The organism is Methanofollis aquaemaris (genome assembly GCF_017357525.1).
Lineage (GTDB): Archaea > Halobacteriota > Methanomicrobia > Methanomicrobiales > Methanofollaceae > Methanofollis > Methanofollis aquaemaris.
This window is the reverse complement of the sequence record NZ_CP036172.1, coordinates 1,297,076-1,312,549: the sequence shown is the minus strand read 5'-3', so window position 1 is coordinate 1,312,549 and position 15,474 is coordinate 1,297,076. Positions and strand designations below refer to the sequence as shown.

General features: G+C 61.3%; 15 protein-coding genes. 5 read left to right on the top strand and 10 right to left on the bottom strand.

All coding sequences use genetic code 11. The features are described from left to right. Positions 1-3: 3 nt before the first annotated feature. Positions 4-1,155 carry a DUF362 domain-containing protein gene (locus RJ40_RS06235; RefSeq protein ID WP_265582488.1) on the top strand — a complete coding sequence of 384 codons (1,152 nt, stop codon included), beginning with the start codon at positions 4-6 and terminating at the stop codon, positions 1,153-1,155. 8 nt (positions 1,156-1,163) lie between these two features. Here the strand turns inward: RJ40_RS06235 and RJ40_RS06230 are convergent, their stop codons facing one another. From RJ40_RS06230 to RJ40_RS06215, 4 genes are read right to left on the bottom strand one after another with little or no spacing between them, the layout of a single operon-like run. Further along, entirely contained in the window at positions 1,164-2,231 is a 1,068-nt protein-coding gene (locus RJ40_RS06230) for a WD40 repeat domain-containing protein (protein ID WP_265582487.1), read from the bottom strand. Further along, on the bottom strand, positions 2,228-4,156 hold the full coding sequence (locus tag RJ40_RS06225) for a helical backbone metal receptor (RefSeq protein ID WP_265582486.1): 1,929 nt from the start codon (positions 4,154-4,156) through the stop codon (positions 2,228-2,230). The genes RJ40_RS06230 and RJ40_RS06225 overlap by 4 nt, the downstream gene beginning before the upstream one ends. A gap of 50 nt (positions 4,157-4,206) precedes the next feature. Further along, entirely contained in the window at positions 4,207-5,787 is a 1,581-nt protein-coding gene (locus tag RJ40_RS06220) for a DUF4430 domain-containing protein (RefSeq protein ID WP_265582485.1), read from the bottom strand. Then, entirely contained in the window at positions 5,772-7,652 is a 1,881-nt protein-coding gene (locus RJ40_RS06215; protein WP_265582484.1) for an outer membrane protein assembly factor BamB family protein, read from the bottom strand. The genes RJ40_RS06220 and RJ40_RS06215 overlap by 16 nt, the downstream gene beginning before the upstream one ends. A 199-nt stretch (positions 7,653-7,851) precedes the next feature. Between RJ40_RS06215 and RJ40_RS06210 the strand changes: the two genes are divergently transcribed. The 4 genes from RJ40_RS06210 (at position 7,852) to RJ40_RS06195 (ending at position 11,104) form a co-directional block, all read left to right on the top strand. After that, positions 7,852-7,995, top strand: coding sequence for a hypothetical protein (locus RJ40_RS06210; RefSeq protein ID WP_265582483.1), 144 nt, complete (start codon positions 7,852-7,854; stop codon positions 7,993-7,995). A 153-nt stretch (positions 7,996-8,148) separates the two neighbouring features. Further along, positions 8,149-9,096 (top strand): FecCD family ABC transporter permease, encoded by a 948-nt coding sequence (locus tag RJ40_RS06205; protein ID WP_265582482.1) that lies wholly within the window; start codon positions 8,149-8,151, stop codon positions 9,094-9,096. Then, positions 9,093-10,364, top strand: a complete 1,272-nt coding sequence (locus RJ40_RS06200; RefSeq protein ID WP_265582481.1) for a heme ABC transporter ATP-binding protein — start codon at positions 9,093-9,095, stop codon at positions 10,362-10,364. The genes RJ40_RS06205 and RJ40_RS06200 overlap by 4 nt, the downstream gene beginning before the upstream one ends. Then, complete coding sequence (locus RJ40_RS06195) at positions 10,361-11,104, top strand: sugar phosphate isomerase/epimerase family protein (RefSeq protein ID WP_265582480.1); 744 nt, start codon at positions 10,361-10,363, stop codon at positions 11,102-11,104. The genes RJ40_RS06200 and RJ40_RS06195 overlap by 4 nt, the downstream gene beginning before the upstream one ends. Before the next feature lie 488 nt (positions 11,105-11,592). On the opposite strand, the gene mtrH is transcribed toward RJ40_RS06195, so the two are convergent. Genes mtrH through mtrC form a run of 6 tightly spaced genes read right to left on the bottom strand, consistent with a single transcriptional unit; the run spans position 11,593 to position 15,473 of the window. Then, on the bottom strand, positions 11,593-12,615 hold the full coding sequence (mtrH, locus tag RJ40_RS06190) for a tetrahydromethanopterin S-methyltransferase subunit H (protein WP_265582479.1): 1,023 nt from the start codon (positions 12,613-12,615) through the stop codon (positions 11,593-11,595). A 16-nt stretch (positions 12,616-12,631) separates the two neighbouring features. Next, the gene (gene mtrA, locus RJ40_RS06185) at positions 12,632-13,363 is read right to left on the bottom strand and encodes a tetrahydromethanopterin S-methyltransferase subunit A (protein ID WP_265582478.1); all 732 of its coding nucleotides are present in this window, start codon (positions 13,361-13,363) and stop codon (positions 12,632-12,634) included. A 12-nt stretch (positions 13,364-13,375) separates the two neighbouring features. Further along, the gene (locus tag RJ40_RS06180) at positions 13,376-13,582 is read right to left on the bottom strand and encodes a tetrahydromethanopterin S-methyltransferase subunit F (RefSeq protein WP_265582477.1); all 207 of its coding nucleotides are present in this window, start codon (positions 13,580-13,582) and stop codon (positions 13,376-13,378) included. 6 nt (positions 13,583-13,588) lie between these two features. After that, positions 13,589-14,311 (bottom strand): tetrahydromethanopterin S-methyltransferase subunit A, encoded by a 723-nt coding sequence (gene mtrA / locus RJ40_RS06175; protein ID WP_265582476.1) that lies wholly within the window; start codon positions 14,309-14,311, stop codon positions 13,589-13,591. An 11-nt stretch (positions 14,312-14,322) separates the two neighbouring features. Beyond that, complete coding sequence (gene mtrB, locus RJ40_RS06170) at positions 14,323-14,607, bottom strand: tetrahydromethanopterin S-methyltransferase subunit MtrB (protein ID WP_265582475.1); 285 nt, start codon at positions 14,605-14,607, stop codon at positions 14,323-14,325. Next, positions 14,607-15,473, bottom strand: a complete 867-nt coding sequence (gene mtrC, locus RJ40_RS06165; protein ID WP_265582474.1) for a tetrahydromethanopterin S-methyltransferase subunit MtrC — start codon at positions 15,471-15,473, stop codon at positions 14,607-14,609. Before mtrC ends, mtrB begins: the two co-directional genes overlap by 1 nt. Position 15,474 lies beyond the last annotated feature (1 nt).

Here is a 15,474-nt window from a genome sequence, read left to right as displayed (position 1 = left end):
CAGATGTCCTGTCCCACAGTCACCCTGGCGCGGTGCCCGACCTATGACGAAGAGACCGTTCTGGAAGCGGTGAAGCAGGCCCTTGCACCCCTCGGAGGGATGGAGACCTTTGTCAAGGCCGGCATGCGCGTCCTCATCAAGCCGAATCTTCTCTCCGCCCAACCGCCCGAACGGGCGGTGACGACCCATCCCGCTCTCGCGAAGGCGGTGGTCACGCTGGTCCAGGGATGTGGGGGCACCGCCGTCATCGGGGACTCACCTGGCGGCGGTCAGACCCGGGCCTCATATCAGAGTCTTCTCAGGACGACCGGGATGGCGGGGGTCATCGAGGAGACCGGGTGTGGGTCTATCTATTTTGATGGTGAGACCGTGACGGTCATGGCCCCGGAGGCAAGAACCTTCCGCCGGTTCACCGTGGCGCGGGTCCCCTTCGATGTCGATGTCGTCATCGGTCTGCCCAAACTGAAGACCCATGCCCTCACCGGATACACCGGGGCGGTCAAACTCCTGTACGGTTTTGTGCCGGGGGTCTCCAAGGCGGCCTATCACCTCCATGCCGGCCAGGATCAGGAGACATTTGCCGACCTCCTTCTCGATCTCCATACGCTCCTTCGGCCGACGCTCTCGATCATGGATGCGGTTGTCGGGATGGAGGGCAAGGGGCCACAACATGGAGATCCCAGAGAGATCGGACTGCTCCTCGCCTCAGAGAGTTGCACGGCCCTCGACTATATCGCCGCAACAGTCGTCGGCCTCGACCCCGCCACCCTCCCGACGCTTGCGCGGGCCGCGGCGCGCGGCGAGGGGCCAGGGTGCCTGGCGGAGGTCGAGATCGTCGGCCCGCCGCTGGAGATGGTGCGGGTCAGGGACTTTGTCCCCGCGCCGACCGCTCTTCATCCTGTTCTCCCTTCGTTTGTCACACAACTGGACGGGAGACTGGTGCCGGCCCGCCCGGTCATTGACGGTGAACGGTGCAGGCGATGCGGCGTCTGTGTGGGGGGATGCCCTCCAGGCGCCATCGCCTCCGGCCCGGACGGTCTCCCGGCGATCGACATGGCCCGCTGCATCAGGTGTTTCTGCTGTCAGGAACTCTGCCCTGAGGGGGCCGTCGATGTCAGGGAGACCTATCTCAGAGAGGCCGATGATGGTGAATGAAAAAAGGATTAACGCCTTCCCCCCAGAAGGAGGGCGACGGCCGCAAGGGCGGGCAGAACAGAAAGCCCGGCCTGCTGGGTCCGGGCCGGGACAGGTTCTCCCCCGGTGGTGTCGGTCCCTGCGGTGGTCGAGGCTGCGGCCGCGGTCACCGGCATGATCTCATCGGTGCCTGTCGAGAAGAGGGCAAGGTGCTCCCCCTGTCCGGCGGCGACTCGACTCCCGTCGGCCGAGAGCGCAACCGCCTGCACGCTCCCATTCCCGATCGTGCCGAGGTCGTCGCCCTGGAGAGAGCGGAGCACGACCCCGTCGTCCCCGCCGATGGCGACGACCGATCCGTCGGCCGAGATCGAGACCGCGGGGAGACGTTCCCCGACAACCTCTTCTCTGATGAGGATCCCGTTCCTGTTCAAGAGAAGGACGACGCCGTGGTCGGCGCCGACGACGACATACGAACCGTCGCCGGTGACGGCACAGGTGAGTCTCTCGCTCCCGGTGTCGTAGCGCCACAGCAATCTCCCGTCTCCGGTATAGGAGTTGACCATCCCGTCTCTCGTGCAGGCCGCAAGATGTGACCCGTTGTCGGCGAGCGCCATACTGATGACGTCTTCCGTGGTCCCGGCCGTCCAGACCGGTTCAAACCCATCCTGTGTGTCGGCCCTGAATACGGTCAGACTCTTGTTGTCGAACCCGGCGGCGATGCAGGAACCTTCCGGGGACACGGCGGTCCCGAGGGCGAAGTATCCCGTGTCGAACCTGAAGGCCCGACCACCGTCACGGTCGTAGGTTCTGAGGTCGGCGCCGCCTGAGACAAGGAGCGAACCGTCTTCAGAGACTCCGATGGTTTCTGCATTGTTTGCCGGGACTTCCCAGCCTGGTGTCTCGTCGCTGTTGTGCCATGAAAGCGTCTGATCCGAGAGGACGGCCATCCCGGTGCCGTCGGTGTTCAGTGCAATCTCTTTTATCTCTCCGGGGACGGTCACCTCGCAGAGCGGGATCTCTCCGGGTGCAGCCGCGGCCGCAAGAGTCGGGAGTGCCGAGAGGAGGAGCAGGAAGAGGATGGACAGGGTGACTCTCATCGAGCCCTCCTGAGGAGGAGACATGCACCCAGCAGTCCGGCTATCGCCGGAAGAAGCCCGAAGCCCGGACTCTGTGCGCCGGACGGGGCCGATGTCTCCTCCTCTGTCCCGAAGAGTTCCGGATGAATGTCCGCCGCCACCGCTTCGATGGCATCCACGATCCTGGGGCCGCCGCGGTCGATGATGTCGGAGGGCACAATGGAGAGGCGGTCTTCTTTCACTGCTTGAAGTTTCTGGAACCGCGGCTCCTCGGCGAAGTACCGATAGATAAGGTCGTTCTCCGCGCCGCCCATCCCGGTGCCTGAATTGACCAGGATCACCTCCGGATCATTGGTGAGTACCTTTTCGAGGGTGATGATCTGCCATCCCTCAACATCGGGGAAGGCATTCTCTCCGCCGGCGATCTCGATCAGTTCGTCCTGAAAGGTGCCGTTGCCGCTCACCCAGATGGGGTCGTACCAGACAGCATGCATCACGGTCGGACGTTCGGTTGCGCCTGCCACCTTTGTTTCAACGGCATCGATCCGCGTCTGCATTGAGGTGACGAGCGTCTCGGCTTCTGCCTCCTTCCCGGTGGCCTTGCCGACGAGTTTGATATCCTTGAGCGTCCCCTGCACCGAGTCGGGGTTGAGGCTGACGACGGTCAGGCCGAGTTTCCTGAGGTGGTCGACCACCTCTTCGGTGTTGCCCAGGGCTGCAAAGATCAGGTCGGGCTTTGCCGCTACGACTCGCTCGATGTTCACCGTGGAGAACCCGCCGACCTTCGGCTTCTCGGTGGCCTCCTCAGGATAGTTGCAGAAGTCGGTCACCCCGACCACCCGGTCGCCCAGGTCGAGGGCAAAGAGGATCTCGGTGTTGGCCGGGGAAAGGGAGACGATCCGCAGGGGTTCCTTCGTGATGGTGACTTTTTCACCGAAGTCGTCGGTGACGGTGACCGGTTCCCAGGGGCCGCCGGTGGCCGGTGCGCTCGTGGCGGCGACGACCGGAGTCGCGGCGGCAGGAGTATTCTCCGCCTCTGCGGTCTGTCCCGAGAGTGCGGGAGCGGACTGACCGGGCAGGATGGGGTACGGCCGACCGAGGAGTGCCTGGATTGCGGCGGCCGTCATCCGGCAGGGGTTGTCGGTGACCTGGGCCGTCCACTTGAAAGAACCGTCGGATTGCTGGAGGTAGGTGAGGTATGTGACGACATTTTTATTGTCCTTCACCCAGGTCGAGGGGTTCTGACCTGCTGCGGCGATCGCCTGCACCGCCCATGCGGCCGACGCCGCGTTCGAGGAGGAAGAGCCACCATAGTTGAACCCACCGTCGTCCATCTGGGCGTTCTTCAGATACCCAAGTGCCTTCTTCACCGGTGGAGAGTCTCTCGGTTCTCCGGCGGCGATCATCGCCATAAGGGAGGCGGCGGTATCGTCGCAGTCGCTCTCGGCGCCCGGCATCCAGCCAAACCCGCCGTCTTCGTTCTGCTGTTCTTTCAGCCAGGCGAGGGGCTTTGCGGTATCCTCGCCCGCGGCGGCGAGCCCGAAGATCCCCCAGTACGAGGTGTAGACAAAGTCGCCGAACTGGCCCGTAGGTTTCATCCGCGCCTTCAGGTCGGCAAGATAATCTTCTCCACCGAAGTCGTGCGGGTCACCGCCGACGGCGGTGATGAGGGTTACCATCCGGCCGAGTTCGGCGGTCCCCTCGGTCTTGAGGTCCTCACCGGGGTGTGCCCAGTAGTCGACCGCTGAGGTGCCGTTCACGGTCCAGGTGTGGGGATCCTGACCTGCGGCGACGATCGCCATCATCGTAAACCACGAGGTGCCGGGGTTGGTCTCTCGTCCTGGTTCGGCAAAACCTCCGTCAGGCTGCTGACAGGTCTTGAGATATTCTAGACTGTGTTGTATGGTGTCGTCCTCCGCATCGAGCGGGTAGGCCGCACCGCTCATGATGCAGGCGGTGCAGATGAGGATGACGAGTGCGCAGAGTTTCTTCAGTTCTATTCCTCCTTCCTGTTCATGAGATATGCGGCGCCCCCAATAAAGAGCGCCGGAATGGTGGCCCAGGCCCAGAGGGGTGTCTGCTGCGGAGCGGTCGGTGCCGGTGTGGTGCCCGCCTCACTCCCTGTTGCGGGTGCTGTCATCACAGGCGTCGCGGCTCTCTTTCCCCCTCCGATGGCGCCGAGGACAAATGACGAGAGACCGTTCTTTGACTCCGCCTCGAAGGTGACGGAGTCTTCAGTCTCCAGAATCTTTCTGGTCTCAAGGAACTCGATCGTTCCGTCGTCGGCGATGTGAACGATCCGGATCGCGCCGGTGCCGCCGTGCTCCTTCACCCAGGCCGGGTCGACCTCCATCCTGATCACGGTGCCAAGAATGTCTTCGCCGTTCTTGAGGTTGGTTTTGTTGATCTCCATCACATAGGCGACGCCCAGGAGGGACCGGCCCTCTGTGGCGGCAAGGCCTTCGAGGGATTCTGTCATCTCTGAGGACGGTCGGTCGCTGAACCCGGTGGTGATGGATCCGTCGCCGGGTATTCCGGCAAGAGTGAGGATGATCCTTCCTCCCGCACCACTCAGGCCGCCAAGGCCTTCAGTGTTGGGCATCAGTTCGGCGGTGACGCTCCTTACCTGTCCGGTCGAGGAGTTGTCCTCCATTTTCAGATCACCGGTCAGGACGGTCAGCAGGAGGCCGGGACGCATGATGATGACTCGGTCACCCCTGACGATCACCTCCTCGTCGCCGCCGCCAGCCCCCTGGAGGACCGAGATCCGCGCTCCACCTGCACCAAAGGTCATGGTCACGCCCTCGGGGAGACCGAGATTGATCTCAGAACTATCGGCCGGTTTCAGACTCCCTCGCATCATCTTCGACTCCTCTCCATCGTCCCCGTTTGAGGTGCTGGTGCCGAAGGCGACCTTCAGATAGATCGCTTCGACCGAGTCCTCGGGCTGTGCCGACATGCTCTCGCTGTAGTAGAAGACGACCCTGTCGTCTTTCTTCACACTATAGGTATTGGCGCCGACCGACGGCGACTTTTCGTTCACCTGGTAGACCCACCCGGCCAGACCCTCACCCGCGCGGCCGTTGATGGACTTGAGGTACAGCGTGCCATACTGATCGTACCACTCGTCGTTGAGGACGTACGTGGCGTCCGAGGCGTCAAGGGCACCGAGGGCGGTGCGTCGCTTCACTTCGTACGTCTCACCGCTCTCTGCGGTCACATTGAAGGTTTCAGGGCCGAGGACAACTTTCTTCCAGAGACCTGAGTCGTCATCGTCGCTCCCCCCGTCTCCACTACTTCCCGAGGTGATCCGGACTGTTTTCTGGATGGTCTGCCCCTCTGCCATGGCGGTGACGGAGAGCGTGCCGGTGATGTGCGGGACGAACTTCACCGTCGTCCCGTGCGCGTAGTATGGGGTTCCCCCGTTCACCTGAAAGATTACGTCGGCCTCGCTGTCAAGGGCGACCGTGACGGCCGAACCGGGGGACGATCCGGCGACGTCCATGCTGAGTGCCGCCACCGGTGCTGCAAGCATGAGGAGGAGAAGGGGAAAGGCCCACGTCATGTTACCGTGCATTCGATACCCTCGCTCGTGAAGAGACAGTGCTGTGGATAGTCTTCGATGTGATAGATGCCTGCATGGAGGGTGTAGGCGCCGGTCCTGGCCTGGAGAGGTATGGTGACGATGACCGGGATCCCGGCACTCTGGCCGGCGGCGAGGTGGACGGTGCCGGCCCCTGCGAGAGTCTCACCGTTCCCGTCCGTTCCGCTCACCACGACGACATAGCCGCCTCCGTTCACGGCGGAGACCGTGACATCGGCACGGACACTCCCGCCACGACTGCCGCCGGTGAGTTTCAGTGCCGAGAGCGTGGCGTCCGTCATGCTCACCCTGCACCTGACAACAGCGTCGGCCTCCTCGATGAGCGGGGCATAGGTCGTCTGGTTGACCGGGCAGTAGAAGAACGCGAGGAGGTCACCGTCTTTGAGGGTGTTCCCGCCCAGGCCTCTGGTTGCCGATTGGTTGTTGATGAAGATGGACCAGGAGCGTGCGGCTGGTTGTGTCCAGTCCTCGTTGGCGATGCCGTTGATTGATTCGAGGCTGAAGGAACCGTATGAACCGTACCATGCATCGCTTGCGTTGAACGTGAATCCCCCGAGGTCGGCGGCGGCGTCGAGCGCGCCGAGGTCGGTGGTGCGGTTGACCTGGTAGGATCCGGTGACATTGTTCGACGGCACGAAGGTGAAGGTGGTGTCTGTGAGGCTGACGGTGCCGTCGAAGATGGTCTCCGGTCCGGGTACCCCTTCGCCGAAGGCATAGAAGTGGTTGTCCTCTGCCCCGATGTACAGGACGCCGTCGGAGATTGCAGGTGAAGAGGCATAGAACGCGGCAAAATTGCCGTCGCCTGGTGCTTCAAGGGTGTAAGACCAGACCTCAACACCACTGGTGGCGTTCACCGCATACACAGATCCTGCCTCTTCATTTGTCGCGAAATAGACGGTCTCGTCTGCTACCACCGGGGAGACCGTGATCTTCGCAGAGGGGAAGGTCCAGCGCTCCGCACCGGTGATGGTGTCCAGGCAATGGAGGCCGTCATTTGCGCCGACATAGAGACTGTCGCCGTTGAGTGCAGGGGAAGACGAGGTGCCGGCGATGGATACATTCCAGAGTTCGTCTCCGGTCTCGCGGTCGAAGGCATGGGTCTTGATGGCGGCGGCACAGAAGAGGGTGTTCTCGTTCACGGTCGGTGTCGAGAGAATGACATCCTGAAGCGTGGTGTTCCAGACCTCTTTCTGTGTTGCAGGGTCGATACAGGAGAGTGCGGTCATGTTCGAGCAGTAGATCTTGCTGCCGGCCGCTGCAGGTGAAACAAAATATGCCGCTCCGCCGCCGATCGCAAACGACCAGGTCTCGTCGCCGTCCGGGCTGAACTCATGGAGCACGCTGTCTGAGGCCGAGAGGGTGTAGACCTTGCCATTGAAGATCAGCGGAGACGAGGAAAGACCGAAGTATCCGGTCTCGTCGATCGTGTCGCTCGACCAGAGTGTGGCCCCGGTCTCTTCGTCGACACAATAGAGTTTCCCGTCAGTCCCCCCGAGATAGACATGCCCGTCCGCGACGGCCGCCCCCGAGACTGCCCCGACGGCAGCACCACCAAGTTCGTTGGTCCAGAGTTCTGCACCGGTGCCGGCGTCATAGCAGACCAGTCCCATTGGTTCGTTGTCGGTGAAGTTCATGTCAGGCCAGGTCGGGACAAAGACCTTGCCGTCATGGACCGCCGGAGAACCCTCGGCGTACTCGGCGGTCTCCGCCACCCAGAGGGTGGCATTGGTCAGGGGGCCACCGGAGGATATGGCCCCGGTCCGCGCCTCGTCCGCGCCAAACATCAGGTAGTCGGCCGTGGCAGGCGCGATAAGAAGGATCAGAAGGATGCATATCATCCCTGCACAAGAATGGTGTTTCATAGTTCTATCTCCACAGAGGTGTTCATTATGGATCGTTAATAAAATAATGTGGAGTTATGTAAATATTTTTTTCGATGCGTGCCCGAGAGTATCTCTCAATATATCTGCTATCTCTACGGTGAGTGCCATGATCTCTATGGGATATGCAAGCAGATCTCCCGAATAGGTGGAAAAAGTGAAGAATATTGAGAAGGAGATGGGAGTGACGCTCCTTGCGTACGTCAGGACGAACTATTCGATGCTGAAGGAGGCGGACCTCAAGAGGATCCGGGAACTAGAGACAGAACCGGGGTTGTCAAGTGTCGAATATGAGACCTGAGGACTTCATGCGCTCTTGGTCTTTTTTTCTCTCCGGAATCCCCACGCATTCCCGGTCGTCTATGAACCGGGCGCACCCCCCGGAGTCTGCCTGGAACCGATCATTTGGGTAACTTTATTTTCCTTAGGGTAAGATTCATTTATGTAGAATACCATGCAGAAGAAGACCTGGATCGTGCTGGTCGCCCTCTTTCTCTTCCTGGGTGCAAGCGTCATCCTCACCACCGCAATAGGGACCAGCGGTCTCTCTCTCCTCGACCTCGGCCCCGCGGGGATCATGCAGATCCTCTTTGATGTCCGTCTCCCCCGGGTGCTCGCCGCCCTCCTCGTCGGCGCGGGACTGGCGGCCGCCGGAACCGCGATGCAGGGACTTTTCAAGAACTCGATGGCAGACCCCTACATCATCGGCACGTCGTCCGGCGGCGCCCTCGGTGCGGCCCTTTCTATTGTTTTTCTTATGGGATGGGGCCTGCCGATCTTCGCCTTTATCGGCGCCACCGCCTCGACCGTCGTCGTCTACCTTATTTCCCGACGTGACGGTCGGGTGGCCGTCGAGACCCTCCTTCTCTCGGGGATCGCGGTCTCACTCTTCCTCTCCTCTCTCCTCTCCTTTGTGATGTACATCTCAGGCAAAAGCCTTCACCAGATCATGTTCTGGCTGATGGGCGGCCTCTGGAATGTCTGGTGGGACGATGTCAGGGTCGCCCTTCTCATCCTTGTCGGTTGTTTCATGCTCTTCTTCTTTGCCAGAGACCTCAACGTCATCTCCCTCGGCGAGGAGGACGCCCTGCACCTGGGGGTGGACGTCGAAAAACTCAAACTCGCTCTTCTCCTTCTCTCCTCTTTCATCACCGGGATCGCCGTCTCGGTCGCCGGGGCCATCGGGTTCATCGGGCTCATCACCCCGCATGTGATGCGTATCGTTGTCGGTCCCGACCACCGGATCCTCCTCCCCTCGGCCATGATGGCCGGGGCGGTCATCTTGATGTGGGCCGACACCCTCGCCCGCACCATGCCCAACGAAATCCCGGTCGGGATCGTCACGGCGTTCTTCGGCGCACCATTCTTCATCTACCTCTTACGGAGCAGGACACGGACATGACAGCAGAGATGATCAGGGCAGAGGATCTCGACGTCAGGTATGGCGACGTCCAGGTCCTGGACGCGGTCTCACTTGCCGTGAACGAGGGCACGTTCATCGGGATCCTGGGGCCGAACGGGTGCGGGAAGACCACCCTCATCCGCGCGGTATCGAGCGTCATCAACCCGGCGGCCGGAGCGGTCTATGTCGACGGCAGAGATGTCGGGGAATATTCTCCCCGCGAACTGGCCACCAGACTTGGCGCCGTCCCCCAGGAGACTGCAGTCTCCTTCGGGTTCACGGTCGAGGAGATCGTGCAGATGGGTCGCCACCCCTACCTCGGGCGTCTCTCCTCGATGAAAGAGGCGGATTATGCGATCTGCCGGGAGGCGATGGACCTGACCAGCACCGCCCATCTCGCCGACCGACTCATCACCGAGATCAGCGGGGGCGAACGGCAGCGGGTGCTCATCGCCCGCGCCCTCGCCCAGCAGCCGAAGGCTCTCCTCCTCGACGAACCGACCTCCCACCTGGACATCAACCACCAGATTGAGATCCTGTCGATCATCCGCAGCCTCACTCCGGGGGTGACCGTGATCGCGGTCTTCCATGATCTCAACCTCGCCGCCTACTTCTGCGACCGGCTGATCCTCATGGAGAAGGCAAAGATCGTCGCCGTCGGCACGCCGGCGGAGGTGCTCACCGATGCACACATCAGGCAGGTCTTTGACGTTCCGATGATGGTCAGGATCCACCCGCTCACCGGCAGACCGTACCTGGTCCCGCGCTATGAACCGGCCCCGGCAGTCTCCACCGGAACGCCGTTGCGCGTCCATGTCGTCTGCGGCGGCGGGACGGGGGCCGAGACGATGTACGCCCTTTCTTCACAGGGATACCAGGTCACCGCCGGCGTCCTCTCGGCCAATGATTCGGACTGCACCACTGCCGAAGGGCTCGGGATCCCGGTTGTCAGGGAGTCCCCCTTTGCCCCGGTCTCCGAGCGCTCGCTTGCAGAATATGTCGCGCTTCTTGAGAGAGCCGACGCCGTGGTCATCACCGAGATGCCGGTCGGCCCCGGCAACATCGCAAACCTCAGGGCACTGGAGCAATCTCCTGGCCTCAGAATATTTGTGCTGGCACGGGACGGCACCCCGCTTTCGAGCCGCGACTACACCGGCGGCGATGCGACCGCGCTCTTCTCGTCCCTCTGTAGGGGGGGTGCCGTCACTGTCAGGGACATTCCGTCCCTCGTCGCGCACCTCGCCGCCCTCAGGAACGGGACAGTATGATGGGGTTCCCGGGCTGCTCCACCTACTGCCTCATGGACCGCCCCCTCGACGAGGCCCTCGCGCTCCTCGCCGCCGAAACCAATCTTGTGGAGGTGCTCTCCGATTCCCTCCACACTCTTTTCGTTCATCAGGAGGTCTGCGACTCCTTCGACCTCGCTTACACCGTCCACGCCCCGACCACCGACATCAACCTCGCCGCAGCGAACGAAAGCATGCGGCACGCCTCGGTCGAGGTGATCGCCGATCTTGCCCGGATCTGTGACGAGGTCGGGGCCTGCCGTCTTGTTGTCCATCCTGGATTCTGCATGGAACCCTTCCTCTGGCAGGCCTCGGAGCAGGCCCTCTTCCGATCCCTCCACGACCTCGCCGCCCTCCAGGACGAGGTCTCGGTTGTCCTTGCGGTCGAGAACATGGGCTCATGGACCTGCTGTCACTTCAGAGACCCCGCTCTCCTCCCGGTCCTCGACGACCTGGGCCTTGGGTTTGTCCTCGATGTCGGGCACGCCGCGCTCACCGGTACCCTTGAGACCTTCCTTACTGAGGGGCGGCCGGTCCATCTTCATCTTCATGACAACGACGGGGTCAATGACCTCCATGCCGCCTGCGGCAGCGGGTCCATTGACTTTTCAGCCGTCATGGCAGCCGTCCCCTCGTCGGCGACAGCCGTCGTCGAGGTGCTGGACCCCCGTGCCGTGCGGCCGAGTCTTGATTATTTGCAGGGGAAGAAGAAGAGGGCGTGAATACGGGGCGGCAGACCCATCAGGTGTGCCATTCCGTTCCCCATTGCGGCACAGAATCGTCTCCGCCGTCTTGCGCCGGGAGGGAGAATGTCCCCTCCCTCCTTCACGCCGGAGGAGAAACCCGGACTCCCCGCATCAGGGTAGGACCGGGGACGGCAACCCTCTCTTCAGGTGCATCGATTGAGCCTTCCCGGCCCTATCTTCATTCCGGGGGTTCCGGGGGCAGCGCCCCCGGCGCGAGGGTATGGGAAGGCATGATGATCAGGCGTACCGCCCCCGATCGCACGATCATTTCCTGCCATCTCGCGAGAAGATAACTGGGGGGCGGCGAGGTGCTGCCTCGTCCGCTGTTTTGATACAGTGAGTGAACGGGGATCTCCATCGTTGCCTTTCTGTCACCACCATCCAGCGGTGCCGGGGATCAAAGATTCGCCGCGACAGAAGGGAAAGAAGTGCTCCAAAACCAGAGAAAAAAAGAGAGATTGAATTTAGACGAGAAGCGTGATCGGGTGCTTCTCGGCCTGGAGATCGCCGCCGAGTTCCTTGAGAGCCTCGGTGAGGACGATATCTGAGAAGGCGGCCGCGGTGGCGATACCCTCGCAGTTCTCGATAGGCCCGAACATGATCAGGTCGGCACCGAGGGTCATGGCCATGATGTTGCAGCCGATATCAGGTGCAGCCCATGCGGTCTGTCTGATACCATCCATCCCGCCGAAGTGGTGGTGGGACATCTGCTCAAGAAGGACGTCGTTACCCTCATACTGCTCGGCAAGAACCCTCTTTCTCCAGCGCTTCAGCCAGGTCCAGGAGACGGTCATGTTGTGGTATGCACCACCGGTCGGCAGACCGTGGATCGCCTTGCAGGCGAGGATCTCACGGAACGAACCGCCGGAACCCATACCGAGCGGGGTGGCCGCTGTGTCGAGGATCGGGCGGGTGATGCCGCATTCCTCGGCGATCCCGATCATGGACTGTGCCTGACCGGCGACACCGCCCTCTGTCAGCACCTTCTCACGCCCTACGACCGACGGGTCGCCGGGGTTGAAGGCGAGGACGATTGCGGAGTTGACATCGGACTTCTTCAGGGCCTCGATGTTCTCGGGGACGATGGAGCCGTTGATCGAGTTGTAGATCGCACGGTCTGCGATGCCGACCTCGGTGACGTACTCACATGCGTGGACAAGGGCTTCCGGTGCGGAGGAGTCCATCAGGAACGGAGTCTTGTCGTCGATGGAGCAGAACCAGTCGAAGTAACTCTCGAAGGCCTCACCGTACTCAGCGATGATCTGGATGAAGTACGGGTTGCCCGTCTGGTCGTAGAGTTCCTGACAACGGTTCCAGAGCGCCTCGGCCTTTGCCTTGTCGATCTTTCCCGTGTGGTCGTCAAGTACCGTCTCGTGTTTGTTGTAGAAGATGGACGCGCCGAGCACCCGTGGGTACTCGCCCGGCTGACCGCCGATCTTGATGCCGTTAAAGTCGAAAACGGCCTGTTCCTTCTCGAATTTGAACATTCTGATCTTGCCTCCTTTACATCAACTTGGGGAGCAGGAAAATCAGCATCATGAAGACGATCAGTCCTGCCACTAATCCGTAGAGAATGCCGATGTCCCTGCCGACCTTGCGGCCGACACGCTGGGCGACCTCGGCGTTTACGAACTCAATTTTTGTTTCGATCTCGTCGAGTCTCTGCTCGATCTCAAGGAACTGTGGGCTTGCGCCGGCGACTGCTCCGCCTTCTGCGCCGCCTTCGGCTTCCTTGACCTCGACGATTATTGGTGCCGCGCCGAACGCGCCCGGATCCTTTCCGGCGAGTTCAGAGATCTTTGCCTTGATCTCGCCGAGGTCTTCGGACTCCATGATGTCGACGATCTCGGTCTGCTCCTGGAAACGCTTGACCGCTGCGTCATCGAGGTTCTCGATGAACGGGATAGCGCCCTTGGAGCCGACGACCTTGCCGCCCTCGAGACCGCCCTCGTGGAGCGCCCTGAGGGTCTGGCCTGAGAGGTGGCCCTTGACTTCGGTACCACAGAGGAGGACAAACCTGATGTTCGGGTTTGCAATGACGTTTGCAATGACCTTCTCCAGACCGAGGTTCTCTGTCTTGCATGAACCGCAGAGTGCGGCGCCTGCATCACAGATCCCCTGCTCGTCGAGGTGAGAGCCCATGGTGACGACGGCGACACATGAATTTGCGTCGCCAGAGTGGAAGTCGCCCTTGATCAGGGGCCAGCCACTCGCCGGTGATGTCTTGTCTGCCATGTTTTATCCACCTCACATCAGCACCACTACAGGCACCACGATAAGGAGCAGCGAGATGAACAGCCCGGCTGCAAAGCCGGGGATCCCGGAGTCCATGATGCCTGAGTCGATCTTGTTTGTCCTGGCGATAATCTGCGACTTGTACTGGATGTCTGCCACGATGCTGTCGATAGCATTCATCCTGATCGCGCCACCTGTCTTCTTGTCTTCTTCCGCCATCTCAAATCACCCCAGCAGGAGAAGCCCGAGGATGGAGAACGACACAATCAGGCCGATCATCAGTCCTTCGATCTTGCCTGAGTAGACACCGGCGGCGAACCTGTCCCGGTATCCGATGTCGGTCACCATCTTCTCGATGGTCTTGAACCTGGCGTGAATAAGTGCGAGGTCCCCGTTGAGTTCTACAGCCTCTCCGGCTTCCTCTCCTGCTCCGCCTTCTTCCTCCTTAACCTCGACAACGATCGGGGCCGCGTCGAACGCGCCCGGATCCTTTCCGACGAGTTCGGAGATCTTTGCTTTGATCTCGCCGAGGTCTTCGGACTCCATGATGTCGACGACTTCGGTCTGCTCCTGGAAACGCTTGACCGCTGCGTCATCGAGGTTCTCGATGAACGGGATAGCGCCCTTGGAGCCGACGACCTTGCCACCCTCGAGACCGCCCTCGTGGAGCGCCCTGAGGGTCTGGCCTGAGAGGTGGCCCTTGACTTCGGTACCACAGAGGAGGACAAACCTGATGTTCGGGTTTGCAATGACGTTTGCAATGACCTTCTCCAGGCCGAGGTTCTCTGTCTTGCATGAACCGCAGAGTGCGGCGCCTGCATCACAGATCCCCTGCTCGTCGAGGTGAGAGCCCATGGTGACGACGGCGACACATGAATTTGCGTCGCCAGAGTGGAAGTCGCCCTTGATCAGGGGCCAGCCACTCGCCGGTGATGTCTTGTCTGCCATATTTCTTCACCTCACATCAGTGCAAGGGCGATAACCCCTGCGATGAGCAGTCCGACTGCGATACCATACCACAGGGCGGTGACACTGCCGGCGATGGCCAGTGACTTCTCCCTGCCAGGGAAAGAAGCAACGAAAGCGCCCTCTCCGGAAAGCATCCCAACGAGGTCGTCGGTGTACTTCTCAAGTAACTCGACCTTATCGATCACTGGCTGGTAGGAGACGCCTGCTGTGGTAACAACGCCGACCATCGGGTCAGCGACCAGCCCGAATTCGGGCAGTACCTGCACGTATCCCATCAGTCATCACCCTTCGGTTCAAGAATCGGCTTTGCGTCGAGCCACGCGAAGGCATCGCGCTTGGAGAGCTCGATGAAGCGGACGTAGGTGTAGTACCACCCGACGATAGCGACGATCAGCGAGAGAAGAGCCGCCGGGAAGGCGATGAACGCAAACGAGATCGCAGCGACGGCAATCATCGAGAGGAACCCGCACTCAGCAGCGAGCATCATGGTTCTGTCCTGCTGTTCGCCAGGTCCGAGGCACGCGTTGAACGGGTGCTGCAGGGCGAGGCTGCCGAGCATGAACGAGACCGCAAGCAGACAGCCGCCAAGGAGCGAGCCGACATAGGACGTCGTGGTGAGAGGTCCGAGGATTGCGATCTCCCGCGCAGCGAGGGCGTCGAAGCCGAACCCGCCTGCCATGGCGGCAGTGAAGCCCATGAGGACGATAGCGCCGATGATGGCCATCTCGGTGAGCGAGCGGACCATGACCGGGATGTTCATCCGCATGACCTCATTTGCGATCCAGCCTGCCACCGCACCGACGATTGCGCCGAATACGACGGCGGCGATCGGGGCGGAGAACGGGACTATCGTCTCGACCTTGGTTGCAAGCAGCATGGCAATGACACCGGTACCAAAGGCGATCATACCTGCCGACGGGACACCGGTACCGATACCGTAGCTGCAGAGGTTCTTGATGGTGTCAGTTCCCCAGAGAAGGGCGAACACTGCGGCGAGTCCGCCAAAGAACGCGGCATACTCGGCGTTGAGGAACTGGTTGGCATAGGTCAGGTACAGACAGACCAGAGAGCCGACCAGGCCGACTGCCATGATCGTGTTGTGCGGGATGCCGCCTTCGGATGCAGTAATTTGTACGGTCATC

What these genes read in the sequence shown, in the direction of transcription:
- RJ40_RS06215 (WP_265582484.1), bottom strand. Translation starts at nt 7,652, where the DNA reads ATGATATGCATCCTTCTGATCCTTCTTATCGCGCCTGCCACGGCCGAC.
- mtrC (WP_265582474.1), bottom strand. Translation starts at nt 15,473, where the DNA reads ATGACCGTACAAATTACTGCATCCGAAGGCGGCATCCCGCACAACACG.
- RJ40_RS06235 (WP_265582488.1), top strand. Translation starts at nt 4, where the DNA reads ATGTCCTGTCCCACAGTCACCCTGGCGCGGTGCCCGACCTATGACGAA.
- mtrH (WP_265582479.1), bottom strand. Translation starts at nt 12,615, where the DNA reads ATGTTCAAATTCGAGAAGGAACAGGCCGTTTTCGACTTTAACGGCATC.
- RJ40_RS06200 (WP_265582481.1), top strand. Translation starts at nt 9,093, where the DNA reads ATGACAGCAGAGATGATCAGGGCAGAGGATCTCGACGTCAGGTATGGC.
- mtrB (WP_265582475.1), bottom strand. Translation starts at nt 14,607, where the DNA reads ATGGGATACGTGCAGGTACTGCCCGAATTCGGGCTGGTCGCTGACCCG.
- RJ40_RS06230 (WP_265582487.1), bottom strand. Translation starts at nt 2,231, where the DNA reads ATGAGAGTCACCCTGTCCATCCTCTTCCTGCTCCTCCTCTCGGCACTC.
- RJ40_RS06220 (WP_265582485.1), bottom strand. Translation starts at nt 5,787, where the DNA reads ATGCACGGTAACATGACGTGGGCCTTTCCCCTTCTCCTCCTCATGCTT.
- mtrA (WP_265582476.1), bottom strand. Translation starts at nt 14,311, where the DNA reads ATGGCAGACAAGACATCACCGGCGAGTGGCTGGCCCCTGATCAAGGGC.
- RJ40_RS06180 (WP_265582477.1), bottom strand. Translation starts at nt 13,582, where the DNA reads ATGGCGGAAGAAGACAAGAAGACAGGTGGCGCGATCAGGATGAATGCT.
- RJ40_RS06225 (WP_265582486.1), bottom strand. Translation starts at nt 4,156, where the DNA reads ATGAGCGGTGCGGCCTACCCGCTCGATGCGGAGGACGACACCATACAA.
- RJ40_RS06205 (WP_265582482.1), top strand. Translation starts at nt 8,149, where the DNA reads ATGCAGAAGAAGACCTGGATCGTGCTGGTCGCCCTCTTTCTCTTCCTG.
- mtrA (WP_265582478.1), bottom strand. Translation starts at nt 13,363, where the DNA reads ATGGCAGACAAGACATCACCGGCGAGTGGCTGGCCCCTGATCAAGGGC.
- RJ40_RS06195 (WP_265582480.1), top strand. Translation starts at nt 10,361, where the DNA reads ATGATGGGGTTCCCGGGCTGCTCCACCTACTGCCTCATGGACCGCCCC.